Origin of the sequence: Escherichia sp. E.sYA108, from assembly GCF_011754335.1 — a bacterium.
Classification (GTDB): Bacteria; Pseudomonadota; Gammaproteobacteria; order Enterobacterales; family Enterobacteriaceae; genus Escherichia; species Escherichia coli.
The window spans coordinates 361541-387206 of record NZ_JAAQVZ010000001.1 but is presented as its reverse complement, the minus strand read 5'-3'; the positions used below and the strand labels follow the sequence as shown (position 1 = coordinate 387206).

General features: G+C 52.2%; 20 protein-coding genes and 2 pseudogenes. 17 read left to right on the top strand and 5 right to left on the bottom strand.

Annotated elements, in window-relative coordinates:
* The first annotated feature begins 16 nt into the window (after nt 1-16).
* The gene (mrcA, locus tag HBM92_RS01730; RefSeq protein ID WP_001443173.1) at nt 17-2569 is read left to right on the top strand and encodes a peptidoglycan glycosyltransferase/peptidoglycan DD-transpeptidase MrcA; all 2553 of its coding nucleotides are present in this window, start codon (nt 17-19) and stop codon (nt 2567-2569) included.
* Between the two features lie 165 nt (nt 2570-2734).
* On the opposite strand, the gene nudE is transcribed toward mrcA, so the two are convergent.
* The gene (gene nudE / locus HBM92_RS01725; protein WP_000045736.1) at nt 2735-3295 is read right to left on the bottom strand and encodes an ADP compounds hydrolase NudE; all 561 of its coding nucleotides are present in this window, start codon (nt 3293-3295) and stop codon (nt 2735-2737) included.
* Nucleotides 3296-3614: 319 nt separating this feature from the next.
* Between nudE and igaA the strand changes: the two genes are divergently transcribed.
* From igaA to hslO, 4 genes are all read left to right on the top strand, one after another.
* Nucleotides 3615-5750: an intracellular growth attenuator protein IgaA gene (igaA, locus tag HBM92_RS01720; RefSeq protein WP_000104576.1), complete on the top strand. Its 2136-nt coding sequence runs from the start codon at nt 3615-3617 to the stop codon at nt 5748-5750.
* A gap of 64 nt (nt 5751-5814) precedes the next feature.
* Entirely contained in the window at nt 5815-6483 is a 669-nt protein-coding gene (gene yrfG / locus HBM92_RS01715) for a GMP/IMP nucleotidase (protein WP_001304924.1), read from the top strand.
* A 10-nt stretch (nt 6484-6493) separates the two neighbouring features.
* Nucleotides 6494-6895 carry a ribosome-associated heat shock protein Hsp15 gene (gene hslR / locus HBM92_RS01710; RefSeq protein WP_000660483.1) on the top strand — a complete coding sequence of 134 codons (402 nt, stop codon included), beginning with the start codon at nt 6494-6496 and terminating at the stop codon, nt 6893-6895.
* 24 nt (nt 6896-6919) lie between these two features.
* Complete coding sequence (hslO, locus tag HBM92_RS01705) at nt 6920-7798, top strand: Hsp33 family molecular chaperone HslO (protein ID WP_001135574.1); 879 nt, start codon at nt 6920-6922, stop codon at nt 7796-7798.
* 137 nt (nt 7799-7935) lie between these two features.
* Here hslO and HBM92_RS01700 read toward each other — a convergent pair whose 3' ends face one another.
* A complete protein-coding gene (locus HBM92_RS01700; RefSeq protein WP_000370800.1) occupies nt 7936-9660 on the bottom strand; it encodes a DUF4153 domain-containing protein in 1725 nt (574 codons plus the stop codon).
* Between the two features lie 378 nt (nt 9661-10038).
* Between HBM92_RS01700 and pckA the strand changes: the two genes are divergently transcribed.
* The 3 genes and pseudogenes from pckA (at nt 10039) to nadS (ending at nt 12443) form a co-directional block, all read left to right on the top strand.
* Nucleotides 10039-11661: a phosphoenolpyruvate carboxykinase (ATP) gene (pckA, locus tag HBM92_RS01695; RefSeq protein WP_001304925.1), complete on the top strand. Its 1623-nt coding sequence runs from the start codon at nt 10039-10041 to the stop codon at nt 11659-11661.
* A gap of 109 nt (nt 11662-11770) precedes the next feature.
* Nucleotides 11771-12088 (top strand): annotated as a pseudogene (locus tag HBM92_RS01690) (type II toxin-antitoxin system RelE/ParE family toxin).
* A 58-nt stretch (nt 12089-12146) separates the two neighbouring features.
* Nucleotides 12147-12443 carry a NadS family protein gene (gene nadS / locus HBM92_RS01685; RefSeq protein WP_000650976.1) on the top strand — a complete coding sequence of 99 codons (297 nt, stop codon included), beginning with the start codon at nt 12147-12149 and terminating at the stop codon, nt 12441-12443.
* Nucleotides 12444-12473: 30 nt separating this feature from the next.
* Here nadS and envZ read toward each other — a convergent pair whose 3' ends face one another.
* Nucleotides 12474-13826, bottom strand: a complete 1353-nt coding sequence (gene envZ / locus HBM92_RS01680) for a two-component system sensor histidine kinase EnvZ (protein ID WP_001253708.1) — start codon at nt 13824-13826, stop codon at nt 12474-12476.
* On the bottom strand, nt 13823-14542 hold the full coding sequence (ompR, locus tag HBM92_RS01675) for a two-component system response regulator OmpR (protein ID WP_001157751.1): 720 nt from the start codon (nt 14540-14542) through the stop codon (nt 13823-13825). Before ompR ends, envZ begins: the two co-directional genes overlap by 4 nt.
* A gap of 227 nt (nt 14543-14769) precedes the next feature.
* Here ompR and greB point away from each other — a divergent pair, with 227 nt between their 5' ends.
* From greB to HBM92_RS01645, 6 genes and pseudogenes are all read left to right on the top strand, one after another.
* Nucleotides 14770-15246: a transcription elongation factor GreB gene (greB, locus tag HBM92_RS01670; protein ID WP_000856744.1), complete on the top strand. Its 477-nt coding sequence runs from the start codon at nt 14770-14772 to the stop codon at nt 15244-15246.
* A gap of 96 nt (nt 15247-15342) precedes the next feature.
* On the top strand, nt 15343-17664 hold the full coding sequence (locus HBM92_RS01665) for a Tex family protein (RefSeq protein ID WP_000980738.1): 2322 nt from the start codon (nt 15343-15345) through the stop codon (nt 17662-17664).
* A 455-nt stretch (nt 17665-18119) separates the two neighbouring features.
* Nucleotides 18120-18347, top strand: a complete 228-nt coding sequence (feoA, locus tag HBM92_RS01660; protein ID WP_001200455.1) for a ferrous iron transporter A — start codon at nt 18120-18122, stop codon at nt 18345-18347.
* A 16-nt stretch (nt 18348-18363) separates the two neighbouring features.
* Nucleotides 18364-20685 (top strand): Fe(2+) transporter permease subunit FeoB, encoded by a 2322-nt coding sequence (gene feoB / locus HBM92_RS01655; protein ID WP_000737042.1) that lies wholly within the window; start codon nt 18364-18366, stop codon nt 20683-20685.
* Nucleotides 20685-20921, top strand: coding sequence for a [Fe-S]-dependent transcriptional repressor FeoC (gene feoC / locus HBM92_RS01650; RefSeq protein WP_000157585.1), 237 nt, complete (start codon nt 20685-20687; stop codon nt 20919-20921). The genes feoB and feoC overlap by 1 nt, the downstream gene beginning before the upstream one ends.
* Nucleotides 20922-21153: 232 nt before the next feature.
* Nucleotides 21154-21747: pseudogene (locus tag HBM92_RS01645) on the top strand (Rpn family recombination-promoting nuclease/putative transposase); the annotation flags it as partial.
* A gap of 28 nt (nt 21748-21775) precedes the next feature.
* Here HBM92_RS01645 and bioH read toward each other — a convergent pair.
* Nucleotides 21776-22546: a pimeloyl-ACP methyl ester esterase BioH gene (gene bioH / locus HBM92_RS01640; protein ID WP_001060067.1), complete on the bottom strand. Its 771-nt coding sequence runs from the start codon at nt 22544-22546 to the stop codon at nt 21776-21778.
* A 37-nt stretch (nt 22547-22583) separates the two neighbouring features.
* On the opposite strand from bioH, the gene gntX reads away from it, so the two are divergent.
* The 3 genes from gntX (at nt 22584) to gntT (ending at nt 25581) form a co-directional block, all read left to right on the top strand.
* Nucleotides 22584-23267, top strand: coding sequence for a DNA utilization protein GntX (gene gntX, locus HBM92_RS01635; RefSeq protein WP_001308099.1), 684 nt, complete (start codon nt 22584-22586; stop codon nt 23265-23267).
* Between the two features lie 58 nt (nt 23268-23325).
* Nucleotides 23326-23901, top strand: coding sequence for a Fe-S biogenesis protein NfuA (gene nfuA / locus HBM92_RS01630; RefSeq protein WP_000619389.1), 576 nt, complete (start codon nt 23326-23328; stop codon nt 23899-23901).
* A 363-nt stretch (nt 23902-24264) separates the two neighbouring features.
* The gene (gene gntT, locus HBM92_RS01625) at nt 24265-25581 is read left to right on the top strand and encodes a gluconate transporter (RefSeq protein WP_001131758.1); all 1317 of its coding nucleotides are present in this window, start codon (nt 24265-24267) and stop codon (nt 25579-25581) included.
* Nucleotides 25582-25666 lie beyond the last annotated feature (85 nt).

Here is a 25666-nt window from a genome sequence, read left to right as displayed (position 1 = left end):
AAATGGGAAATTTCCAGTGAAGTTCGTAAAGTATTTTTTGATCCTTGCAGTCTGTTGCATTCTGCTGGGAGCAGGCTCGATTTATGGCCTATACCGCTACATCGAGCCACAACTGCCGGATGTGGCGACATTAAAAGATGTTCGCCTGCAAATTCCGATGCAGATTTACAGCGCCGATGGCGAGCTGATTGCTCAATACGGTGAGAAACGTCGTATTCCGGTTACGTTGGATCAAATCCCGCCGGAGATGGTTAAAGCCTTTATCGCGACGGAAGACAGCCGCTTCTACGAGCATCACGGCGTTGACCCGGTGGGGATCTTCCGTGCGGCAAGCGTGGCGCTGTTCTCCGGTCACGCGTCACAAGGGGCGAGTACCATTACCCAGCAGCTGGCGAGAAACTTCTTCCTCAGTCCAGAACGCACACTGATGCGCAAGATTAAGGAAGTCTTCCTCGCGATTCGCATTGAACAGTTGCTGACGAAAGACGAGATCCTCGAGCTTTATCTGAACAAGATTTACCTCGGTTACCGCGCCTATGGTGTCGGTGCTGCGGCACAAGTCTATTTCGGTAAAACTGTCGACCAACTGACGTTGAACGAAATGGCGGTGATAGCCGGGCTGCCGAAAGCGCCTTCCACCTTCAACCCGCTCTACTCAATGGATCGTGCCGTCGCACGGCGTAACGTCGTGCTGTCGCGGATGCTGGATGAAGGGTATATCACCCAACAACAGTTCGATCAGACACGCACTGAGGCGATTACCGCTAACTATCACGCGCCGGAGATTGCTTTCTCTGCGCCATACCTGAGTGAAATGGTGCGCCAGGAGATGTATAACCGTTATGGCGAAAGTGCCTATGAAGACGGTTATCGCATTTACACCACCATCACCCGCAAAGTGCAGCAGGCCGCACAGCAGGCGGTACGTAATAACGTGCTGGACTACGACATGCGCCACGGCTATCGCGGCCCGGCAAATGTGCTGTGGAAAGTGGGCGAATCGGCGTGGGACAACAACAAAATTACCGATACGCTGAAGGCGCTGCCGACCTATGGTCCGCTGCTGCCTGCCGCAGTCACCAGCGCCAATCCTCAGGAAGCAACAGCGATGCTGGCAGACGGGTCGACCGTCGTATTGAGTATGGAAGGTGTTCGCTGGGCGCGCCCTTACCGTTCGGATACTCAGCAGGGACCGACGCCGCGTAAAGTGACCGATGTTCTGCAAACGGGTCAGCAAATCTGGGTTCGTCAAGTTGGCGATGCATGGTGGCTGGCACAAGTGCCGGAAGTGAACTCGGCGCTGGTGTCGATCAATCCGCAAAACGGTGCCGTTATGGCGCTGGTCGGTGGCTTTGATTTCAATCAGAGCAAGTTTAACCGCGCCACCCAGGCACTGCGTCAGGTGGGTTCCAACATCAAACCGTTCCTCTACACCGCGGCGATGGATAAAGGTCTGACGCTGGCAAGTATGTTGAACGATGTGCCAATTTCCCGCTGGGATGCAGGTGCCGGTTCTGACTGGCAACCGAAGAACTCACCACCGCAATATGCCGGTCCAATTCGCTTACGTCAGGGGCTGGGTCAGTCGAAAAACGTGGTGATGGTACGCGCAATGCGGGCGATGGGCGTCGACTACGCTGCAGAATATCTGCAACGCTTCGGCTTCCCGGCACAAAACATTGTCCACACCGAATCGCTGGCGCTGGGTTCAGCGTCCTTCACCCCAATGCAGGTGGCGCGCGGCTACGCGGTCATGGCGAACGGCGGCTTCCTGGTGGACCCGTGGTTTATCAGCAAAATTGAAAACGATCAGGGCGGCGTGATTTTCGAAGCGAAACCGAAAGTAGCCTGCCCGGAATGCGATATTCCGGTGATTTACGGTGATACGCAGAAATCGAACGTGCTGGAAAATAACGATGTTGAAGATGTCGCTATCTCCCGCGAGCAGCAGAATGTTTCTGTACCAATGCCGCAGCTGGAGCAGGCAAATCAGGCGTTAGTGGCGAAGACTGGCGCGCAGGAGTACGCACCGCACGTCATCAACACACCGCTGGCATTCCTGATTAAGAGTGCCTTGAACACCAATATTTTTGGTGAACCAGGCTGGCAGGGTACTGGCTGGCGAGCAGGTCGTGATTTACAACGGCATGATATAGGCGGAAAAACGGGTACCACTAACAGTTCGAAAGATGCGTGGTTCTCGGGTTACGGTCCGGGCGTTGTGACCTCGGTCTGGATTGGCTTTGATGATCACCGTCGTAATCTCGGTCATACAACGGCTTCCGGAGCGATTAAAGATCAGATCTCAGGTTACGAAGGCGGTGCCAAGAGTGCCCAGCCTGCATGGGACGCTTATATGAAAGCCGTTCTTGAAGGTGTGCCGGAACAGCCGCTGACGCCGCCACCGGGTATTGTGACGGTGAATATCGATCGCAGCACCGGGCAATTAGCTAATGGTGGCAACAGCCGCGAAGAGTATTTCATCGAAGGTACGCAGCCGACACAACAGGCGGTGCACGAGGTGGGAACGACCATTATCGATAATGGCGAGGCACAGGAATTGTTCTGATTAAAAAGGCGCTTCGGCGCCTTTTTCAGTTTGCTGACAAAGTGCACTTGTTTATGCCAGATGCGGGTGAACGCGTTATCCGGCCAACAAAAAATTGAAAATTCAATAAATTGCAGGAACTTCGTAAGCCTGATAAGCGTTGTGCATCAGGCAAACTTCACGCATTTACACTCGCCCCTGCCCTTTCAACCATTCGCGCACGAGGAACAGCGCGCTGACATTACGCGCTTCGTTGAAGTCAGGGGCTTCCAGCAAATCCATCATATGCGCCAGCGGCCAGCGCACCTGTGGTAGCGGCTCTGGCTCATCGCCTTCCAGTGATTCCGGGTAGAGATCTTGCGCTACCACGATATTCATTTTGCTGGAAAAGTAAGACGGTGCCATGCTGAGCTTCTTCAAAAAAGTCAGATCGTTCGCACCAAATCCAACCTCTTCTTTTAGCTCGCGGTTAGCGGCTTCAAAGACGCTTTCACCCGGATCAATTAATCCTTTCGAAAAACCTAATTCGTAGGATTCAGTTCCCACTGCGTATTCGCGGATCAGGATCAGGTGATCGTCCACAATCGGCACAATCATCACTGCTTCCCGGTTGGTTGGACGCATTCGTTCATAAACACGCCGCACGCCATTGCTGAACTCCAGATCCACGCTTTCGACGGTAAACAGTCGGGAACGGGCTACAGTTTCAACATTCAGAATGGTGGGTTTTTGTAATGATTTGCTCATCGTGGGATCTATGCTGTGAAATCAGCGGTTATTGTGCGATATCGGACACGCTTTCGGCAATGTGAATTGCATGTTATTTACATTTATGTAACTTAATAAATAATCGTCCTCAAATCAAATTAAAAGTCAATAGGTTGAAATAACTCCAGGAATTTGCTGATATTCCGCCTTCAGAGGGTTTGCTATGATCAGCGGTTACTGTGATGTGCTTAATGATGCTCAAGTTAAACTCCACGCTTGCCGATAGCCAACCGCAGAATCATGTATTGTGTCCGGTGCGACTGACCACGCCTGACAGACTAAGTAAGATGGGGAAAGCATGAGCACCATTGTGATTTTTTTAGCTGCTTTGCTGGCCTGCTCACTACTTGCGGGATGGCTGATAAAAGTGCGATCCAGACGGCGTCAGCTGCCCTGGACCAACGCCTTCGTGGATGCGCAAACGCGTAAACTCACATCTGAAGAACGTAGCGCCGTTGAAAATTATCTTGAGAGCCTGACGCAGGTATTACAGGTGCCTGGCCCAACGGGAGCCAGCGCGGCACCGATCTCTCTGGCGCTGAATGCCGAAAGCAACAACGTCATGATGCTGACACACGCTATCACGCGTTATGGCATCTCTACCGACGATCCGAATAAATGGCGTTACTACCTCGATTCGGTAGAAGTCCACCTGCCGCCTTTCTGGGAACAGTACATCAACGATGAGAATACCGTTGAACTGATTCATACCGATTCGCTGCCGCTGGTTATTTCACTCAACGGTCATACGCTGCAGGAGTACATGCAGGAAATTCGCGGCTATGCTTTGCAACCTGTTCCGTCAACGCAGGCGTCGATTCGCGGGGAAGAGAGCGAGCAAATAGAGCTGCTCAATATTCGCAAAGAAACGCACGAAGAGTATGCGCTGAGTCGTCCGCGCGGGCTGCGCGAAGCGTTGCTGATTGTCGCCTCCTTCATGATGTTCTTTTTCTGCCTGATTACCCCGGATGTCTTTGTTCCGTGGCTGGCAGGCGGCGCGTTACTGCTGCTGGGAGCAGGTCTGTGGGGGCTATTCGCGCCCCCGGCAAAATCCTCCCTGCGGGAAATTCATTGTCTGCGCGGTACACCCCGTCGTTGGGGATTGTTTGGCGAAAACGATCAGGAACAGATCAACAATATTTCACTCGGTATTATCGACCTGGTCTATCCCGCACACTGGCAGCCATACATTGCTCAGGATCTTGGTCAACAAACCGATATCGATATCTATCTCGACCGCCACGTAGTGCGTCAGGGGCGATATCTTTCGCTGCATGATGAAGTAAAAAACTTTCCGTTACAGCACTGGCTGCGCAGTACGATTATTGCTGCGGGCTCGCTATTGGTGCTGTTTATGCTGTTATTCTGGATCCCGCTGGATATGCCGCTGAAATTCACCCTCTCGTGGATGAAAGGCGCGCAGACCATTGAAGCCACTAGCGTAAAACAACTGGCTGACGCTGGCGTGCGGGTTGGCGATACATTGCGTATTAGCGGTACGGGAATGTGTAATATTCGCACTTCCGGTACCTGGAGCGCGAAAACCAATTCACCTTTTTTACCATTTGACTGCTCGCAGATCATCTGGAACGACGCCCGCTCATTGCCATTACCAGAATCTGAACTGGTCAACAAAGCGACGGCATTGACCGAAGCAGTTAATCGCCAGCTGCACCCTAAACCGGAAGATGAATCTCGCGTCAGTGCCTCATTACGTTCAGCAATTCAAAAATCCGGTATGGTATTGCTTGATGATTTTGGCGACATTGTTCTGAAGACAGCAGATCTGTGTTCTGCCAAAGATGACTGTGTGCGACTGAAAAATGCGCTGGTCAATCTCGGCAACAGTAAAGACTGGGACGCGCTGGTAAAACGCGCCAACGCCGGGAAACTCGATGGCGTGAATGTGTTATTACGCCCGGTGAGTGCGGAATCGCTGGATAACCTGGTGGCCACCTCTACCGCGCCGTTTATCACGCATGAAACGGCGCGAGCGGCACAATCACTAAACAGTCCGGCCCCCGGCGGATTCCTGATTGTCAGCGACGAAGGCAGCGATTTTGTTGATCAGCCCTGGCCTTCGGCATCACTTTACGACTATCCGCCGCAAGAACAGTGGAACGCTTTCCAGAAACTGGCACAAATGCTGATGCATACGCCGTTTAACGCCGAAGGTATCGTCACAAAAATCTTCACTGACGCCAATGGTACGCAGCATATTGGCCTTCATCCGATCCCGGATCGTTCCGGCCTGTGGCGCTATCTCAGCACCACGCTGCTGCTACTGACGATGCTGGGTAGCGCCATTTATAATGGCGTACAGGCCTGGCGTCGTTACCAGCGCCATCGTACTCGCATGATGAAGATTCAGGCCTATTATGAAAGCTGCCTGAACCCGCAGCTGATCACCCCTTCAGAAAGCCTTATCGAATAACACGTTTGCGCGGCAGGTTATGCTACCCTGTCGCGCAAATTGCTTCACTCTGGAGATTTCCCTCATGCATATCAACATTGCCTGGCAGGACGTAGATACCGTTCTGCTGGATATGGACGGCACGTTGCTCGACCTCGCCTTCGATAACTATTTCTGGCAAAAGCTGGTGCCTGAAACATGGGGCGCGAAAAACGGAGTTACGCCACAGGAAGCGATGGAATATATGCGCCAGCAATATCACGACGTACAGCATACGCTAAACTGGTACTGTCTTGATTACTGGAGTGAGCAACTGGGTCTGGATATCTGTGCGATGACCACCGAGATGGGACCGCGTGCCGTACTGCGTGAAGATACCATTCCGTTTCTTGAGGCACTGAAAGCCAGCGGTAAACAGCGAATTTTGCTCACCAATGCGCATCCGCACAACCTGGCGGTAAAACTTGAGCATACCGGTCTGGACGCACACCTTGATTTATTACTTTCCACCCACACATTTGGTTATCCGAAAGAGGATCAGCGGTTATGGCATGCGGTGGCCGAAGCTACGGATCTTAAAGCTGAAAGAACGCTGTTTATTGATGACAGCGAAGCGATTCTCGATGCTGCCGCGCAATTTGGTATTCGTTACTGCCTCGGTGTGACTAATCCTGACTCCGGGATTGCCGAGAAACAGTATCAACGCCATCCGTCACTGAATGACTACCGCCGCCTGATCCCCTCGCTAATGTGAAGGAGATGCCATGAAAGAAAAACCTGCTGTTGAGGTTCGACTGGATAAATGGCTATGGGCTGCCCGTTTTTATAAAACCCGCGCGCTGGCCCGTGAAATGATTGAAGGCGGTAAGGTGCATTACAACGGGCAGCGCAGCAAGCCAAGCAAAATCGTCGAGCTGAATGCCACGCTCACTCTGCGCCAGGGAAATGACGAACGCACGGTGATTGTAAAGGCGATTACTGAACAGCGTCGCCCCGCCAGCGAGGCAGCCTTGCTGTATGAAGAGACTGCGGAAAGTGTAGAGAAACGCGAAAAAATGGCGCTGGCACGTAAACTTAATGCCTTAACCATGCCGCATCCGGACCGACGCCCGGACAAAAAAGAGCGCCGCGACCTGTTACGATTTAAACACGGCGACAGTGAATAACTGTCACCTGCAAGAGAGATGATTATGCCGCAACATGACCAATTACATCGCTATCTGTTTGAAAACTTTGCCGTTCGCGGCGAACTGGTAACCGTTTCGGAAACCCTGCAACAGATCCTTGAGAATCACGATTATCCGCAGCCCGTTAAGAACGTGCTGGCAGAACTGCTGGTTGCGACCAGCCTGTTAACCGCTACGTTGAAGTTTGATGGTGATATCACCGTACAGCTGCAAGGCGACGGTCCGATGAATCTGGCGGTTATTAACGGTAACAACAACCAGCAGATGCGCGGTGTGGCGCGCGTGCAGGGCGAAATTCCAGAAAATGCCGACCTGAAAACGCTGGTCGGCAATGGTTACGTGGTGATCACCATCACCCCGAGCGAAGGCGAACGCTATCAGGGCGTGGTTGGTCTGGAAGGTGATACCCTGGCTGCCTGCCTGGAAGATTACTTTATGCGTTCTGAACAGCTGCCGACGCGCCTGTTTATTCGCACCGGCGACGTAGACGGCAAACCGGCTGCAGGCGGAATGTTGTTGCAGGTAATGCCTGCGCAAAATGCCCAGCAGGACGACTTTGACCACCTGGCGACGCTAACCGAAACCATCAAAACCGAAGAACTGCTGACTTTACCGGCAAACGAAGTGTTGTGGCGTTTGTATCACGAAGAAGAGGTGACGGTTTACGATCCGCAGGATGTGGAGTTCAAATGCACCTGCTCGCGTGAACGTTGCGCCGATGCGCTGAAAACGCTGCCTGATGAAGAAGTCGATAGCATCCTGGCGGAAGATGGCGAAATTGACATGCATTGTGATTACTGCGGTAACCACTATCTGTTCAATGCGATGGATATTGCCGAGATCCGCAACAACGCGTCTCCGGCAGATCCGCAAGTTCATTAATGAGTATGTCCGGCAGAGAGGACTCTGCCGGATTTTACGACGTAATGGCCTGATGCGCTTATCAGACCTACGGATTCAATGCAATTTATCGCAGGTAAGATAATGTGCCGAATCCAATAAAAATCAGATATGCGCTGTCATTCATTCAGATTCAAATCCAGTCTTTCGCCATCCACCGTAAGATCGCGCCACACTTTAGGCTTCGTCCCCAGTTTTCCATCCTCCGCAGCCATGAGTAATTTTTCTTTCGTTATTACAGCCGGGAGTGAATTCATCGTAATCTCTTTCCATTCTTTCCCAGCAGGATCAATACCATAGACAATGTATCTTTCATCATTAAAGGCAAACAGGATCCGCTCTGCCCTGCCATCACTATTCAGATCTTGCTCTACCAGCACGCAGGCATCTTTTTCAATGCATATCATTGCGTTATAGCGATTTTTCATCACTGCCGACCAGAATATCGTATCCGGTTTTCCAGAACCTGAGGCAATAAATACATTATCTGCTAATGCTTTTTCCGATATCTGCTGCTGAAGACGTTGTACTCCATCAAAAGCCATCAGCAGACCCCGCCTGCGTTTCGGGTCTTTCATATACTCGGCATCGCTTTTCAGCGACTCAAGCGCCGCACGTCCATAGCGACCGCTCTGTTCGAGCATATAGAGACTTACCTGGTCTGGCGTGTTTTTGCCGCTCTGATAACGCGCCATATGACTGTTCACGCTAATGCGCATACTGTCCAGCACCGGAGAATTAAGAAGCACCAGTATTACCAACACCAATAACGAAACCGCAAGGTTCACTTTGCCCTGAAGAACAAGGGGGTTTTGCCCTTTACGCCAGACGATACTGACAAAATACCCCAGCGACCATACCAGTAACACCAGCACCGCCAGCGCGCCCTGCAAGCGGTCGACAGTCCAGCCGTACTGAGCGACCCGCATCCATAACGCCCAGGCGGCGACGAACACATACAGCGGAGCAACCAGCAAAGCGGTTTTAATCAGGCAACGCAACGGCCCCGTCCAGGGAAGTGACGCTTTTTGCGGATCGCGGACAATAGCCATTAAGATCAATTGCAAAAAGGCCAGCGTCAACAGCAACCCGGCGGCGGAAATGTGGCGAGAAATCGCGCTCAGGCCCGTAAACGGCAGGGTGATGATAAACATCAGGGTTAGCAATGATACTAACGGCAGCAACCCCGTGGCGATTAACGTGAACAACTTTTGAATAGAGTCGATTAAACGTGACTGTGTACGCGCGAGGATCACCGCCAGTGCGGTAACCAGACCTAACGTGAGATAAATAAACCCGTCGGTTGCAAAAAAGAGCGTTTTGAAAAACGTGATGCCAACAAGTTTAAACAACTCTCCCCACAGTAAAAGTACCAGCCACGTCAGGCCATTGGCGAGAAAAATCACCAGTAATATAAGTACGTTATGCCATACTGACTGGTAAAAATAGCGATAGCGGCTACTGTCATTGCGGATGCGAAGGCTTTGTTGTATCCACGGTAGCAACAACATTGCCATCAGCAGCAGATAGCAGCCAAAATCCCAAAGCGCCTTTTCTGCTCTCCAGTGGTTCATGCCATCAATTTGCCACTTTAGCCAACCGCTCATTCCCAGCGTGGCAATAAACACCAGCGCCAGCCATCCCCAAAGGCGCTTCTGTTTAAAGGAGATCACGGAGAAGAGTAAAACGGATGAAAACGCGACGGTCGCAGGCACGCCATAAACAATCCAACTGTGATTTTTTCCGGCAAGCCAGGCGATCAGCAGGTAGCAAACCAGCCCCTGAAGTAATCCGGTAGCAATCATCCCCCAGCGTGTTGCCGGTGAAAGTTCAACGTTATCCATGTTGGTTATCCAGAATCAAAAGGTGGGTTAATTATCGCATCCGGGCAGTAGTATTTTGCTTTTTTCAGAAAATAATCAAAAAAAGTTAGCGTGGTGAATCGATACTTTACCGATTGAATTTGCATCAATTTCATTCATGAATGCGATTCCACTCACAATATTCCCGCCATATAAACCAAGTTTTAACCTTTTGAGAACATTTTCCACACCTAAAATGCTATTTCTGCGATAATAGCAACCGTTTCGTGACAGGAATCACGGAGTTTTTTGTCAAATATGAATTTCTCCAGATACGTAAATCTATGAGCCTTGTCGCGGTTAACACCCCCAAAAAGACTTTACTATTCAGGCAATACATATTGGCTAAGGAGCAGTGAAATGCGCGTTAACAATGGTTTGACCCCGCAAGAACTCGAGGCTTATGGTATCAGTGACGTACATGATATCGTTTACAACCCAAGCTACGATCTGCTGTACCAGGAAGAGCTGGACCCGAGCCTGACCGGTTATGAGCGCGGGGTGTTAACTAATCTGGGTGCCGTTGCCGTCGATACCGGGATCTTCACCGGTCGTTCACCGAAAGATAAGTATATCGTTCGTGACGATACCACTCGCGATACTTTCTGGTGGGCAGACAAAGGCAAAGGTAAGAACGACAACAAACCTCTCTCTCCGGAAACCTGGCAGCATCTGAAAGGCCTGGTGACCAGGCAGCTTTCCGGCAAACGTCTGTTCGTTGTCGACGCCTTCTGTGGTGCGAACCCGGATACTCGTCTTTCCGTCCGTTTCATCACCGAAGTGGCCTGGCAGGCGCATTTTGTCAAAAACATGTTTATTCGCCCGAGCGATGAAGAGCTGGCAGGTTTCAAACCAGACTTTATCGTTATGAACGGCGCGAAGTGCACTAACCCGCAGTGGAAAGAACAGGGTCTGAACTCCGAAAACTTCGTGGCGTTTAACCTGACCGAGCGCATGCAGCTGATTGGCGGCACCTGGTACGGCGGCGAAATGAAGAAAGGGATGTTCTCGATGATGAACTACCTGCTGCCGCTGAAAGGTATCGCTTCTATGCACTGCTCCGCCAACGTTGGCGAGAAAGGCGATGTTGCGGTGTTCTTCGGCCTTTCCGGCACCGGTAAAACCACCCTTTCCACCGACCCGAAACGCCGCCTGATTGGCGATGACGAGCACGGCTGGGATGATGACGGTGTGTTTAACTTCGAAGGCGGCTGCTACGCGAAAACTATCAAGCTGTCGAAAGAAGCGGAACCTGAAATCTACAACGCTATCCGTCGCGATGCGCTGCTGGAAAACGTCACCGTGCGTGAAGATGGCACAATCGACTTTGATGATGGTTCAAAAACCGAGAACACCCGCGTTTCTTATCCGATCTATCACATCGATAACATCGTTAAGCCGGTTTCCAAAGCGGGCCACGCAACGAAAGTTATCTTCCTGACAGCAGACGCCTTTGGTGTGCTGCCGCCGGTTTCTCGTCTGACTGCCGATCAAACCCAGTACCACTTCCTCTCTGGCTTCACCGCCAAACTGGCCGGGACTGAGCGTGGCATCACCGAACCGACGCCAACCTTCTCCGCCTGCTTCGGCGCGGCGTTCCTGTCGCTGCACCCAACTCAGTACGCAGAAGTGCTGGTAAAACGTATGCAGGCAGCGGGTGCGCAGGCGTATCTGGTTAACACCGGCTGGAACGGCACTGGCAAACGTATCTCCATTAAAGATACCCGCGCTATTATCGACGCCATCCTCAACGGTTCGCTGGATAACGCAGAAACCTTCACTCTGCCGATGTTTAACCTGGCGATCCCAACCGAACTGCCGGGCGTAGACACGAAGCTCCTCGATCCGCGTAACACCTACGCTTCTCCGGAACAGTGGCAGGAAAAAGCCGAAACGCTGGCGAAACTGTTTATCGACAACTTCGATAAATACACCGACACCCCTGCGGGTGCCGCGCTGGTAGCGGCTGGTCCGAAGCTGTAATCAGCTGATATCTCATTGACCCCTTATCCAAACGGATAAGGGGTTTTTTTATATCTAATTAGCTACCAATATGTACACTTATAATTATCAATAGACCGCAGGATGCATTATGTTCACCTTTATTGAACTACAAGGATTTAGCAAACGCCGCCAGTTATTGCTACCTGATAAGTAGTTCCGGGCTTTTCAGGAACTACTCATTCAAGATCCCACTGCCGGTGACATTATCGCAGGCACAGGCAGTTTTAGAAAAATTCGCTGGAACCGTTCTGGAATGGGGAAACGGGGTGGCATTCGAATAATTTATTACAACGTAACACGCAATGGTCGAATTTATCTGGCGTTGATTTATCCTAAAAATGAACAGGATGATTTAACAGAAGAACAAAGAAAGGCATTGAAACTATTGTCCGAGAAGCTGCTTTAATGTTGAAGCTCCACAAATTCCACCATGGTCGAAATGCCAACGGAGACATTGAAAACAGATGAAAGATGAATTATTTGCTGATCTTCTTGCCAGCGCAGAAGAAATGGTACGCATCGAAAAGGGTGAAGAAACGCCTGAACCAGAGCACGTCCATACTTTTAGCGAAATCGATGTAAAAGCGATCCGTGAAGCAACGGGTTTACGTCAGCAAGATTTTGCTGTCGCCGTAGGGGTAAGTTATGACCTGGTCAAAAGCTGGGAAACCAAACGCCGTCAGCCTACCGGAGCACCCCGAAAATTGCTCCTGCTTTTGCAAGCGAATCCTTTCATTATCAATCAATTGAAAACAATCTAAAAACGGGAGGCACCTTCACCTCCCGTTTTTTTACCCTTCTTTTGTCATGCCCTGCGCCCGCGTTACCGGCACTGGCAGCCAGGCGCGAATGGAAAGCCCGCCCCGTTCGCTGGTGCCAAGCTCCAGCATCCCGTTATGGTTATCCACGATACGCTGCACAATCGCCAGCCCTAATCCCGTGCCGCTAATAGTGCGCGCACTGTCGCCACGAACAAACGGCTGGAACAGGTGCTTACGCTGTTCTGGCGCAATACCCGGACCGTCATCTTCTACCTGAAACCAGGCGCGATTCGGCTCCGTGCCGCTGCTGACTTTGATCCAGCCATTGCCATAGCGGGCGGCGTTCACCACCATATTCGCTACCGCGCGTTTGATCGACAGCGGGTGCATTTTCACCTCAATGCTACCGGGGTAAAGCGCAGTTTCAATTTCCCGCTCATAGCCACTTTCGGCAGCAATAACCTCACCGAGTACTGCGTTGAGATCCGCCATTTCCATCGGCATCTCCTGCCCGGTGCGCAGGTAGTCGATAAACTGCTCAATGATGGCGTTGCACTCTTCGATATCTTTATTGATCGATTCTGCCAGGTAGCCATCCTGCTCGCTCATCATCTCGGTCGCCAGACGAATACGCGTCAGCGGCGTGCGCAGATCATGGCTTACCCCCGCCATCAGCAGCGTGCGGTCATCCGCCAGTTGCTTAACACCAGCCGCCATATGGTTAAAGGCGCGGGTAACGGAACGCACCTCCGAAGCGCCATATTCACGCAGCGGCGGCGGAATAATCCCTTTACCCACCTGCAAGGCTGCGTGTTCGAGATCGACCAACGGTCGGTTCTGGATACGAATAAACAGCCACGCCCCGCCTATCGCCAATAGCATAATCGCCAACGTATAACGGAACAGCGGGGAGAAATCGCCCTGATGAATTTCGGTTAGCGGCACGCGTACCCAGATATTGGGCGACAACCAGGTTTTCAGCCAGACGACAGGCGAACTTTTGTTGACCTCGACGCGAACTTCCGTCGGACCGCCCAGTTGCTGCGCCATCTGATGGCTTAAGAATTCATAGTGTTGCGCCCAACGCAGACCTGCCTCTTCGGCAGCTTCGTTGGAATAGAGAGAGATCCCCAGCTCACGGTAGATCTCCCGACGGAAAGCGGGAGGCACAACCAACTGCGTGCCGTCCTCCAGTTGCAGTTTGTCGGTCATCAACATACGCACTTCGTACGCGAGGACTTTATTAAACTGCTGGAGGCTCGGCAAAATCGCGAAGTTCAGCACCACCAGATAAGTCGTCACCAGGCTGACGAACAGCAAGGTGACGATGAGCAATAACGTACGGGCAAATGAACTTCGTGGCGAGAAGCGCAATCGCCTCATGCTTTAGAACCGTCCGGTACAAAGACGTAGCCCAGACCCCAGACGGTCTGAATGTAACGCGGATGCGCCGGATCTTCTTCCACCATGCGGCGCAGACGCGAAATCTGCACGTCGATGGAGCGTTCCATTGCGGAATATTCACGACCACGGGCAAGGTTCATCAGCTTATCGCGGGAGAGCGGCTCACGCGGATGGCTGACCAGTGCCTTCAGTACCGCAAACTCACCACTGGTGAGCGGCATCGGCTCGTCTTCGCGGAACATTTCGCGCGTACCGAGGTTAAGTTTGAACTTACCGAAAGCAATTACCGCCTCTTCCTGTGACGGTGCGCCTGGCAGTTCGTTCGCCTGACGACGCAGCACCGCACGAATGCGGGCCAGCAGTTCACGCGGGTTAAACGGTTTTGGAATGTAATCGTCAGCGCCAATCTCCAGGCCAACGATACGGTCCACTTCTTCCCCTTTCGCCGTCACCATAATGATCGGCATCGGATTGCTCTGGCTACGAAGACGTCGGCAAATCGACAAGCCATCTTCACCAGGTAACATCAAATCCAGTACCATAAGATGGAAAGATTCACGAGTCAGCAGGCGATCCATCTGTTCTGCATTAGCGACGCTTCGAACCTGGAAGCCTTGTTCGGTGAGATAACGTTCCAGCAGCGCGCGCAGGCGCATGTCGTCATCAACCACCAGAATCTTGTAGTTCTCTTGCATTGTTTGTACTCCCAAAGGTTCGCAACAATTTGTAAGCGTGTATTCTTAAAAAAGCTCACGTTCGTCACCAGCTAAATCTGGTATGAATTTCAGCCTAAATTGTTACAAAGCATATTAAACAGCAGCTTAAGTATACAATTTATTCGGCGAAACATTATTGATTCTGTTGATATGATCACGTTATACCCAATGTGCGCATTATCAAACAGACAAAGGGAATCAACGAGATGAAAACGCCCCTGGTTACCCGGGAAGGGTATGAAAAACTCAAACAAGAGCTTAATTATCTCTGGCGTGAAGAACGCCCGGAGGTCACAAAGAAAGTGACCTGGGCCGCAAGTCTGGGCGACCGCAGCGAAAATGCTGACTATCAGTATAATAAAAAGCGCCTGCGTGAAATCGACCGTCGCGTGCGCTATCTCACTAAATGCATGGAAAATCTCAAAATCGTCGATTACTCCCCGCAGCAGGAAGGCAAAGTCTTTTTTGGCGCGTGGGTGGAGATTGAAAACGACGATGGCGTGACTCACCGTTTCCGTATTGTCGGCTACGATGAAATTTTTGGCCGTAAAGATTACATCTCTATCGATTCCCCGATGGCCCGCGCATTGCTGAAAAAAGAAGTCGGCGATCTGGCGGTGGTGAATACCCCTGCCGGGGAAGCGAGCTGGTATGTTAATGCTATCGAGTACGTGAAACCGTAAGGAAGAGTCTTAACCTCCTGCCGATGGCTGGCATTTTTGCCAGCCAGTCCGTATAACTATCCCCTGATTTTTGATCCGAAAAGATGAACTCAAACCATGATGAATGATTCGTTCTGCCGCATTATTGCGGGTGAAATTCAGGCGCGCCCGGAACAGGTTGACGCTGCCGTTCGCCTGCTTGACGAAGGGAATACCGTGCCGTTTATCGCACGTTATCGTAAGGAAATCACCGGCGGTCTGGATGACACGCAGCTGCGTAATCTGGAAACGCGTCTGAGCTATCTGCGCGAGCTGGAAGAGAGACGTCAGGCGATCCTCAAGTCCATTTCCGAGCAAGGCAAACTCACCGATGATCTGGCGAATGCCATCAACGCCACCCTAAGCAAAACCGAACTCGAAGACCTCTACCTGCCCTACAAACCTAAACGCCGCACCCGTGGGCAAATCGCCATTGAAGCAGGGCTTGAGCCGTTGGCCGATCTGCTGTGGAGCGATCCGTCACACACGCCAGAAGTCGCCGCTGCACAATATATTGATGCCGATAAAGGCGTGGCAGATACCAAAGCCGCGCTGGACGGCGCGCGCTATATCCTGATGGAACGTTTTGCCGAAGATGCTGCGCTGCTGGCGAAAGTGCGTGATTATCTGTGGAAGAACGCGCATCTGGTCTCAACCGTGGTGAGCGGTAAAGAAGAGGAAGGGGCAAAATTCCGCGACTATTTCGATCATCACGAACCACTGTCAACGGTGCCTTCTCACCGCGCACTGGCGATGTTCCGTGGTCGTAACGAAGGCATACTTCAGCTTTCGCTGAATGCCGATCCGCAGTTCGAAGAGCCGCCGAAAGAGAGCTATTGCGAGCAAATCATCATGGATCACCTTGGCCTGCGCCTGAACAATGCCCCGGCGGATAGCTGGCGCAAAGGTGTGGTGAGCTGGACGTGGCGCATCAAGGTGTTGATGCATCTGGAAACTGAACTGATGGGCACCGTGCGCGAACGCGCGGAAGATGAAGCAATCAACGTCTTTGCCCGTAACCTGCACGATCTGCTGATGGCGGCCCCTGCCGGGCTGCGTGCAACGATGGGCCTCGATCCGGGTCTGCGTACCGGGGTAAAAGTGGCGGTAGTCGATGCAACTGGCAAACTGGTGGCGACCGATACCATTTATCCGCATACCGGGCAGGCCGCAAAAGCAGCGATGACCGTTGCTGCGCTGTGTGAAAAGCATAACGTTGAACTGGTGGCGATCGGCAACGGTACAGCTTCTCGCGAAACCGAACGTTTCTATCTCGACGTGCAGAAGCAGTTCCCGAAAGTGACCGCGCAGAAAGTGATCGTCAGCGAAGCTGGCGCGTCGGTTTACTCGGCTTCCGAGCTGGCAGCACAGGAATTTCCGGATCTCGACGTTTCGCTGCGTGGCGCGGTGTCTATCGCCCGTCGTTTGCAGGATCCGCTGGCGGAGCTGGTGAAAATCGATCCGAAATCTATCGGCGTAGGTCAGTATCAGCATGACGTCAGCCAGACGCAGCTGGCACGCAAACTGGATGCAGTAGTAGAAGACTGCGTAAACGCCGTTGGCGTCGATCTCAACACCGCTTCTGTTCCTCTGTTAACCCGCGTGGCGGGCCTGACGCGCATGATGGCGCAAAACATCGTGGCCTGGCGCGATGAGAACGGCCAGTTCCAGAACCGTCAGCAACTGTTAAAAGTGAGCCGTCTGGGGCCGAAAGCCTTCGAGCAGTGCGCGGGCTTCTTGCGCATTAACCACGGTGATAACCCGCTGGACGCTTCTACCGTTCACCCGGAAGCCTATCCGGTGGTGGAACGCATTCTGGCAGCAACACAGCAGGCACTGAAAGATCTGATGGGTAACAGCAGCGAACTGCGTAACCTGAAAGCATCTGACTTTACTGATGAGAAATTCGGTGTGCCGACGGTAACCGACATCATCAAAGAGCTGGAAAAACCGGGTCGCGATCCGCGTCCGGAATTTAAAACCGCTCAGTTTGCCGATGGCGTCGAGACAATGAACGACCTGCAACCGGGTATGATCCTCGAAGGTGCGGTGACCAACGTCACCAACTTTGGCGCGTTTGTCGATATTGGCGTGCATCAGGACGGCCTGGTTCACATCTCTTCATTGTCGAACAAGTTTGTGGAAGATCCGCATACCGTGGTGAAAGCGGGCGACATTGTGAAGGTGAAAGTGCTGGAAGTGGATCTTCAGCGTAAACGTATCGCCCTGACCATGCGTCTGGACGAGCAGCCTGGCGAAACCAACGCCCGTCGCGGCGGCGGTAATGAACGCCTGCAAAACAACCGCCCGGCAGCCAAACCGCGTGGGCGTGAAGCGCAGCCTGCCGGTAATAGCGCGATGATGGACGCGCTGGCGGCAGCAATGGGTAAAAAGCGTTAAACCCCCTGATTGGCCTACGGTTCAAATTTTCACGAAATCGTAGGCCAGATAAGGCGTTCACGCCGCATCTGGCAATACACGCCTTGCCTGACATAAAAATGCCGGAGTATATCTCCGGCATTTTTATTCCACAGCCAACCCCACAATATACTCCCTAATATTTATCACTTCATTAACAACTGAGACCTTAATTAAACATTAACCAGCCCTAATAATTCGTCATGCGAATTATATTTTCGCTGCGATATAACCTTGAGCCATATCAACATTGAGTCAGATTATTATTCAAACCAACATTCACACACATTTTAAGTATTGCTGATAGAAACCATTCTCATTATCATTGTACTGTTGATTATTTAATCTCTCCTTCGTTGGCAAATCATCTGGTCTCATGTCGCTGTCAAACGCCCCATGAGGTAGTTATCCAGTTAATGAGAAACAAGTAGGCACCTATGCAATACACTCCAGATACTGCGTGGAAAATTACTGGCTTTTCCCGTGAAATCAGCCCGGCATATCGCCAAAAACTGCTTTCTCTTGGCATGTTACCTGGCTCCTCTTTTAATGTGGTGCGCGTCGCTCCACTCGGCGACCCCATTCATATCGAAACCCGTCGTGTGAGCCTGGTATTACGCAAAAAAGATCTGGCCTTATTAGAAGTGGAAGCGGTTTCCTGTTAATACGGTGATAACAACAATGAAAAAATTAACCATTGGCTTAATTGGTAATCCAAATTCTGGCAAGACAACGTTATTTAACCAGCTCACTGGCTCACGTCAGCGTGTAGGTAACTGGGCTGGCGTTACCGTCGAACGTAAAGAAGGGCAATTCTCCACCACCGATCATCAGGTCACGCTGGTGGACCTGCCCGGCACCTATTCTCTGACCACCATCTCATCGCAGACCTCGCTCGATGAGCAAATCGCCTGTCACTACATTTTGAGTGGCGACGCAGACCTGCTGATTAACGTGGTGGATGCGTCTAACCTTGAGCGTAACCTGTACCTGACGCTGCAACTGTTGGAACTCGGCATTCCCTGCATCGTGGCGCTGAACATGCTCGACATTGCCGAGAAGCAAAATATTCGCATTGAAATTGATGCTCTGTCGGCGCGTCTTGGCTGCCCGGTGATCCCGCTGGTTTCAACCCGTGGTCGCGGTATTGAAGCGCTCAAGCTGGCGATTGATCGCTATAAAGCTAACGAAAATGTGGAACTGGTGCATTACGCTCAGCCGCTGCTCAACGAAGCAGATTCACTGGCAAAAGTGATGCCTTCCGACATCCCGCTGAAACAACGTCGCTGGCTGGGCCTGCAAATGCTGGAAGGCGATATCTACAGCCGCGCCTACGCCGGTGAAGCGTCGCAGCATCTGGATGCCGCCCTCGCCCGTCTGCGTAATGAGATGGACGATCCGGCGCTGCACATTGCCGATGCGCGTTACCAGTGCATTGCTGCCATCTGTGATGTGGTAAGCAACACCCTGACGGCAGAACCCAGCCGTTTCACCACTGCGGTAGATAAAATCGTGCTCAACCGTTTCCTCGGTCTGCCGATTTTCCTCTTTGTGATGTACCTGATGTTCTTGCTGGCTATCAACATCGGCGGGGCGTTACAGCCGCTGTTTGACGTCGGCTCCGTAGCACTCTTTGTGCATGGTATTCAGTGGATTGGCTACACGCTCCACTTCCCGGACTGGCTGACTATCTTCCTCGCCCAAGGCCTGGGCGGTGGTATTAACACCGTGCTGCCACTGGTGCCGCAGATCGGCATGATGTACCTGTTCCTCTCCTTCCTTGAGGACTCCGGCTATATGGCGCGTGCGGCGTTTGTGATGGACCGTCTGATGCAGGCGCTGGGCTTGCCGGGGAAATCCTTTGTACCGCTGATCGTTGGTTTCGGTTGTAACGTACCGTCGGTAATGGGCGCACGTACGCTTGATGCACCGCGTGAACGTCTGATGACCATCATGATGGCACCGTTTATGTCCTGCGGCGCGCGTCTGGCTATCTTCGCAGTATTCGCGGCTGCCTTCTTCGGGCAGAACGGTGCGCTGGCGGTCTTCTCGCTGTATATGCTGGGTATCGTAATGGCGGTGCTGACGGGCCTGATGCTCAAGTACACCATCATGCGCGGTGAAGCGACGCCGTTTGTCATGGAGCTGCCGGTCTACCATGTACCACACGTTAAAAGCCTGATTATCCAGACCTGGCAGCGTCTGAAAGGCTTCGTTCTGCGTGCTGGTAAAGTGATTATCATCGTCAGCATTTTCCTGAGCGCCTTCAACAGCTTCTCGCTGAGCGGGAAAATCGTCGATAACATCAACGACTCGGCGCTGGCTTCCGTCAGCCGGGTGATCACCCCGGTCTTCAAGCCGATTGGCGTGCATGAAGATAACTGGCAGGCAACGGTTGGCCTGTTTACAGGTGCCATGGCGAAAGAAGTGGTAGTGGGTACGCTCAACACCCTCTACACCGCAGAAAATATTCAGGACGAAGAGTTCAATCCGGCGGAATTTAACCTCGGTGAAGAGCTGTTCAGTGCGGTAGATGAAACCTGGCAGAGCCTGAAAGACACCTTCAGCCTTAGCGTACTGATGAACCCCATTGAAGCCAGCAAAGGCGACGGCGAAATGGGTACCGGGGCGATGGGCGTGATGGATCAGAAATTCGGTAGCGCAGCTGCCGCATACAGCTACCTGATTTTCGTCCTGCTGTACGTACCGTGCATCTCGGTGATGGGGGCTATCGCGCGTGAATCAAGCCGTGGCTGGATGGGCTTCTCCATCCTGTGGGGGCTGAATATTGCTTACTCACTGGCAACATTGTTCTATCAGGTCGCCAGCTACAGCCAGCATCCAACTTACAGCCTGGTGTGCATTCTGGCAGTTATCCTGTTTAACATCGTGGTTATCGGTCTGCTGCGCCGCGCGCGTAGCCGGGTAGATGTCGAACTGCTGGCAACGCGCAAATCGGTAAGCAGTTGCTGTGCGGCCAGCACCACCGGTGATTGCCATTAATGGCTTCACTTATTCAGGTGCGTGATTTGCTGGCGTTACGGGGCCGTATGGAAGCGGCCCAGATTAGCCAGACACTGAACACTCCGCAGCCAATGATTAACGCCATGCTGAAACAGCTAGAAAGTATGGGAAAAGCAGTGCGGATTCAGGAAGAACCTGACGGCTGTCTTTCCGGCAGTTGTAAAAGCTGCCCGGAAGGAAAAGCCTGTCTGCACGAATGGTGGGCGTTGCGTTAACCTTGTTTCACTGCCTGTTTTGAAAGCCCGGTATGCGTTTGCATCCTGGCTTTTTTGCGTGCGGCTTTCCATAAAAATGCAACCCTTGCAGCGCGACGTAAGTTCCTCTGAAAGCGTCTCGCAGGGATGAAAACTCGCTAATGCACAGGTGTGGAGTGGCGCGTAGAGTCGCGGCATTCAAATAACAGGTGAAGGAACGCCATGAGCAAAAAGCAGAGTTCCACCCCACACGATGCGTTACGCCATTGCCGCAATGCAAAATCACCTTGATGCCGGATACAAAACATTGCCGATGGTGGTGCCATTGTTGTTTTATCACGGTATTGAAAGCCCCTATCCCTATTCGCTGTGTTGGCTGGATTGTTTCGCCGATCCCAACCTGGCAAGGCAGCTTTATGCCTCTGCATTTCCGCTGATTGATGTCACCCTCATGCCTGATGATGAAATCATGCTGCACCGACGTATGGCGCTACTGGAGTTAATTCAAAAACATATTCGTCAACGCGACCTGATGGGGCTGGTAGAGCAAATGGCCTGCTTATTAAGTAGTGGATACGCTAATGGCAGACAAATCAAAGGGCTGTTTAATTACATACTGCAAACCGGCGACGCGGTACGTTTTAACGATTTTATCGATGGTGTGGCCAAACGTTCACCAAAACACAAGGTGAGTTTAATGACTATTGCGGAAAGATTGCGGCAGGAAGGGGAACAATCCAAAGCCTTGCATATAGCAAAAATAATGCTTGAATCCGGAGTCCCTCTTGCAGACATCATGCGCTTTACCGGGGTGTCAGAAGAAGAGTTGGCTGCGGCGAGCCAGTAAAGTTCTGTCCCGCCATTTCGAAAGCCACCTACACCCTCTGCTTCAACGCCACCAGCAGATGACAAAACTCGTCCGGATGTGAAATAAACGGCGCATGGGCCGCTTTGGCGAAGATATATGATTCGCTGTGAGGCCAAAGTTTATCCAGCATCGGCACCACTTTGCGCGGCACCAGACCGTCGAGATAGCCATACAATCGCAAAAACGGCATGGGCACGTTTTGCAGCGGCTGACGGAGATCGACCGTTTTCAGGATTTCCAGCCCGCCATTAAGCACGTCAACCTCCGGCATCGGTAACGCCAGAACGGTTTTCTTCAACGCCCGCGCATCCTGGCGCGCCGTTTCAGTACCCATGGTTTGTAACGCCAGGAACCGCTCCACTGTACGCTGAAAATCATCACTGAGTTGCTGCTGAAATCCCGCCAGCACGTCCGGTTTTATCCCCGGCCACTCGTCGCGAGCACTAAAACAAGGTGACGACGCCACGGTGACCAGCGCCAGAACCCGCTCGGGATGGGTTAACGCAATCTGGCTTGCCACCAGCCCGCCCAGACTCCAGCCTAACCAAATGGCTTTATCTGGTGCCTGTCGCAGCACGACTTCGGCCATATCAGCAAATGATAGCGCACCAAATCCCCGGCTACGCCCGAAGCCGGGCAGGTCAACAAGGTGCAGCGTAAAATGCGAGCTAAGTTCCTCGTCAATGCAACGCCACACTTCGGCATTCAGTCCCCATCCGTGCAGCAGCACAAGATGAACATTCCCCTGACCTTTGGTCTGCCACCAGATGTTATTCATCCGCTATTGTTCTCTTTTTACTTACAAGGATGAACATATGCTAACAGTACCGGGATTATGCTGGCTATGCCGAATGCCGCTGGCGTTAGGTCATTGGGGGATTTGTTCGGTATGCTCACGCGCCGCCCGTACAGATAAAACGTTATGCCCCCAATGTGGATTACCCGCCACACACTCACATCTTCCCTGCGGTCGCTGCCTGCAAAAACCGCCGCCCTGGCAAAGACTGGTCACGGTTGCCGACTATGCGCCGCCGTTAAGCCCGCTAATCCACCAGCTTAAGTTTTCCCGGCGCAGCGAAATCGCCAGCGCCCTGTCACGTCTGTTACTATTGGAGGTCTTACACGCTCGTCGCACCACCGGGTTGCAATTGCCGGATCGCATCATCAGCGTTCCGTTATGGCAGCGGCGTCACTGGCGTCGGGGATTTAATCAGAGCGATTTGCTGTGTCAGCCGTTATCACGCTGGTTGCACTGCCGATGGGATAGCGAAGCCGTCACACGAACACGGGCCACTGCGACCCAGCATTTTCTCAGTGCCCGGCTACGCAAACGCAACCTGAAAAATGCCTTTCGTCTTGAATTGCCCGTGCAAGGTCGCCATATGGTGATTGTGGATGATGTCGTCACCACCGGAAGTACCGTCGCAGAGATTGCGCAGTTGCTTTTACGCAATGGTGCGGCGACTGTCCAGGTCTGGTGCCTTTGTCGAACCTTGTAGAGCCTCGATGATGGGCGTATTATAACCAACTAAAATAGTCAACTATTAGGCCATTACTATGATCCGTATTTCCGATGCTGCACAAGCGCACTTTGCCAAACTGCTGGCAAACCAGGAAGAAGGGACACAAATCCGCGTATTTGTGATTAACCCTGGCACGCCTAACGCTGAATGTGGCGTTTCTTATTGTCCGCCGGACGCTGTGGAAGCCACCGACACTGCCCTGAAATTTGACCTGCTGACCGCGTATGTTGATGAGTTAAGCGCTCCTTACCTGGAAGATGCAGAGATCGATTTTGTTACCGACCAGTTGGGTTCGCAGCTGACGCTGAAAGCGCCTAACGCCAAAATGCGTAAAGTGGCTGACGATGCGCCGCTGATGGAGCGCGTGGAGTATATGCTGCAATCACAGATCAACCCACAGCTTGCTGGTCACGGTGGTCGCGTTTCGCTGATGGAAATCACCGAAGACGGTTACGCCATTTTGCAATTTGGCGGCGGCTGTAACGGTTGTTCCATGGTCGATGTAACGCTGAAAGAGGGGATCGAGAAGCAGTTGCTGAACGAATTCCCGGAGCTGAAAGGTGTACGCGATCTCACCGAACACCAACGCGGCGAGCACTCTTACTACTAAGTTCTCTCCTCTTTTGTCGATTGCCCGATGTGACGCTAAAGCGTCTTATCGGGCCTGTACGTTGCACGAGAGTCTGACATTAGCGCAGAATTACCTCAGCAAATCCAATCTCTTCGTTTCCCCACGATAATATGACCAACCTCTCATAATTTAAATTTACCCCGCTCTGGTGATTCTCAAGCACGTAATGTTACCCGTATCATTCTCATGGGCACCAAACACACTCATAACATCTGACTACACTAACTCGTTTTAGGGGTCATCAGCCGTGGTGCCGTAACATCTCTGTTCCCAGTTGGGACAACCAGGATTTTCCGTCAGAAACCTGACGTTACCCATAACAAATTAAAGGCCAGGTAAATCATGCCATTAGTCATTGTTGCTATCGGTGTAATCTTGTTATTACTCCTGATGATCCGCTTCAAAATGAACGGCTTCATCGCTCTCGTCCTCGTGGCGCTTGCTGTTGGATTAATGCAAGGGATGCCGCTGGATAAAGTTATTGGCTCCATCAAAGCCGGTGTCGGCGGAACGCTCGGTAGCCTTGCCCTGATCATGGGTTTTGGTGCGATGCTGGGCAAAATGCTGGCAGACTGCGGTGGCGCACAACGTATCGCTACCACACTGATTGCCAAATTTGGTAAAAAACACATCCAGTGGGCGGTGGTACTGACCGGTTTTACCGTTGGTTTTGCCCTGTTCTATGAAGTGGGTTTCGTGCTGATGCTGCCGCTGGTGTTTACCATCGCGGCTTCCGCGAATATTCCACTGCTGTATGTTGGTGTACCAATGGCGGCTGCACTGTCTGTGACCCACGGCTTCCTGCCACCGCATCCGGGTCCGACTGCAATTGCCACCATTTTCAATGCCGATATGGGTAAAACTCTGCTGTACGGTACTATTCTGGCAATCCCGACCGTGATTCTCGCCGGTCCGGTTTACGCTCGCGTGTTGAAAGGTATCGATAAGCCGATCCCGGAAGGTCTGTACAGCGCGAAAACCTTCAGCGAAGAAGAGATGCCGAGCTTTGGCGTCAGCGTCTGGACCTCTCTGGTGCCGGTGGTTCTGATGGCGATGCGTGCGATTGCCGAAATGATCCTGCCGAAAGGTCACGCTTTCCTGCCGGTAGCGGAGTTCCTCGGTGACCCGGTAATGGCTACGCTGATTGCCGTGCTGATCGCGATGTTCACCTTTGGTCTGAACCGTGGTCGTTCAATGGATCAGATTAACGACACGCTGGTTTCTTCCATCAAAATCATTGCGATGATGCTGTTGATTATCGGTGGTGGCGGTGCGTTCAAGCAGGTGCTGGTAGACAGCGGCGTGGACAAATACATTGCTTCCATGATGCACGAAACCAACATTTCTCCGCTGCTGATGGCCTGGTCGATTGCTGCCGTACTGCGTATCGCGCTGGGTTCCGCAACCGTCGCGGCAATCACTGCGGGTGGTATCGCGGCACCGCTGATTGCAACGACGGGTGTTAGCCCGGAGCTGATGGTTATTGCGGTTGGTTCCGGTAGTGTGATTTTCTCTCACGTGAACGATCCGGGCTTCTGGCTGTTCAAAGAGTACTTTAACCTGACTATCGGCGAGACCATCAAATCCTGGTCGATGCTGGAAACCATTATCTCGGTGTGCGGTCTGGTAGGCTGTCTGCTGCTGAATATGGTGATTTGATAATACTGATGGCCGGATGCGGCGTGAACGCCTTATCCGGCCTACGATTCGGCATTAATTAGTAGGCCGGATAAGACGCGTCAAG

Excerpts from the sequence above, each read along its gene's own strand:
- nudE (WP_000045736.1), bottom strand. The coding sequence starts at position 3,295 with ATGAGCAAATCATTACAAAAACCCACCATTCTGAATGTTGAAACTGTA.
- igaA (WP_000104576.1), top strand. The coding sequence starts at position 3,615 with ATGAGCACCATTGTGATTTTTTTAGCTGCTTTGCTGGCCTGCTCACTA.
- yrfG (WP_001304924.1), top strand. The coding sequence starts at position 5,815 with ATGCATATCAACATTGCCTGGCAGGACGTAGATACCGTTCTGCTGGAT.
- hslR (WP_000660483.1), top strand. The coding sequence starts at position 6,494 with ATGAAAGAAAAACCTGCTGTTGAGGTTCGACTGGATAAATGGCTATGG.
- hslO (WP_001135574.1), top strand. The coding sequence starts at position 6,920 with ATGCCGCAACATGACCAATTACATCGCTATCTGTTTGAAAACTTTGCC.
- HBM92_RS01700 (WP_000370800.1), bottom strand. The coding sequence starts at position 9,660 with ATGGATAACGTTGAACTTTCACCGGCAACACGCTGGGGGATGATTGCT.
- pckA (WP_001304925.1), top strand. The coding sequence starts at position 10,039 with ATGCGCGTTAACAATGGTTTGACCCCGCAAGAACTCGAGGCTTATGGT.
- nadS (WP_000650976.1), top strand. The coding sequence starts at position 12,147 with ATGAAAGATGAATTATTTGCTGATCTTCTTGCCAGCGCAGAAGAAATG.
- envZ (WP_001253708.1), bottom strand. The coding sequence starts at position 13,826 with ATGAGGCGATTGCGCTTCTCGCCACGAAGTTCATTTGCCCGTACGTTA.
- ompR (WP_001157751.1), bottom strand. The coding sequence starts at position 14,542 with ATGCAAGAGAACTACAAGATTCTGGTGGTTGATGACGACATGCGCCTG.
- greB (WP_000856744.1), top strand. The coding sequence starts at position 14,770 with ATGAAAACGCCCCTGGTTACCCGGGAAGGGTATGAAAAACTCAAACAA.
- HBM92_RS01665 (WP_000980738.1), top strand. The coding sequence starts at position 15,343 with ATGATGAATGATTCGTTCTGCCGCATTATTGCGGGTGAAATTCAGGCG.
- feoA (WP_001200455.1), top strand. The coding sequence starts at position 18,120 with ATGCAATACACTCCAGATACTGCGTGGAAAATTACTGGCTTTTCCCGT.
- feoB (WP_000737042.1), top strand. The coding sequence starts at position 18,364 with ATGAAAAAATTAACCATTGGCTTAATTGGTAATCCAAATTCTGGCAAG.
- feoC (WP_000157585.1), top strand. The coding sequence starts at position 20,685 with ATGGCTTCACTTATTCAGGTGCGTGATTTGCTGGCGTTACGGGGCCGT.
- bioH (WP_001060067.1), bottom strand. The coding sequence starts at position 22,546 with ATGAATAACATCTGGTGGCAGACCAAAGGTCAGGGGAATGTTCATCTT.
- gntX (WP_001308099.1), top strand. The coding sequence starts at position 22,584 with ATGCTAACAGTACCGGGATTATGCTGGCTATGCCGAATGCCGCTGGCG.
- nfuA (WP_000619389.1), top strand. The coding sequence starts at position 23,326 with ATGATCCGTATTTCCGATGCTGCACAAGCGCACTTTGCCAAACTGCTG.
- gntT (WP_001131758.1), top strand. The coding sequence starts at position 24,265 with ATGCCATTAGTCATTGTTGCTATCGGTGTAATCTTGTTATTACTCCTG.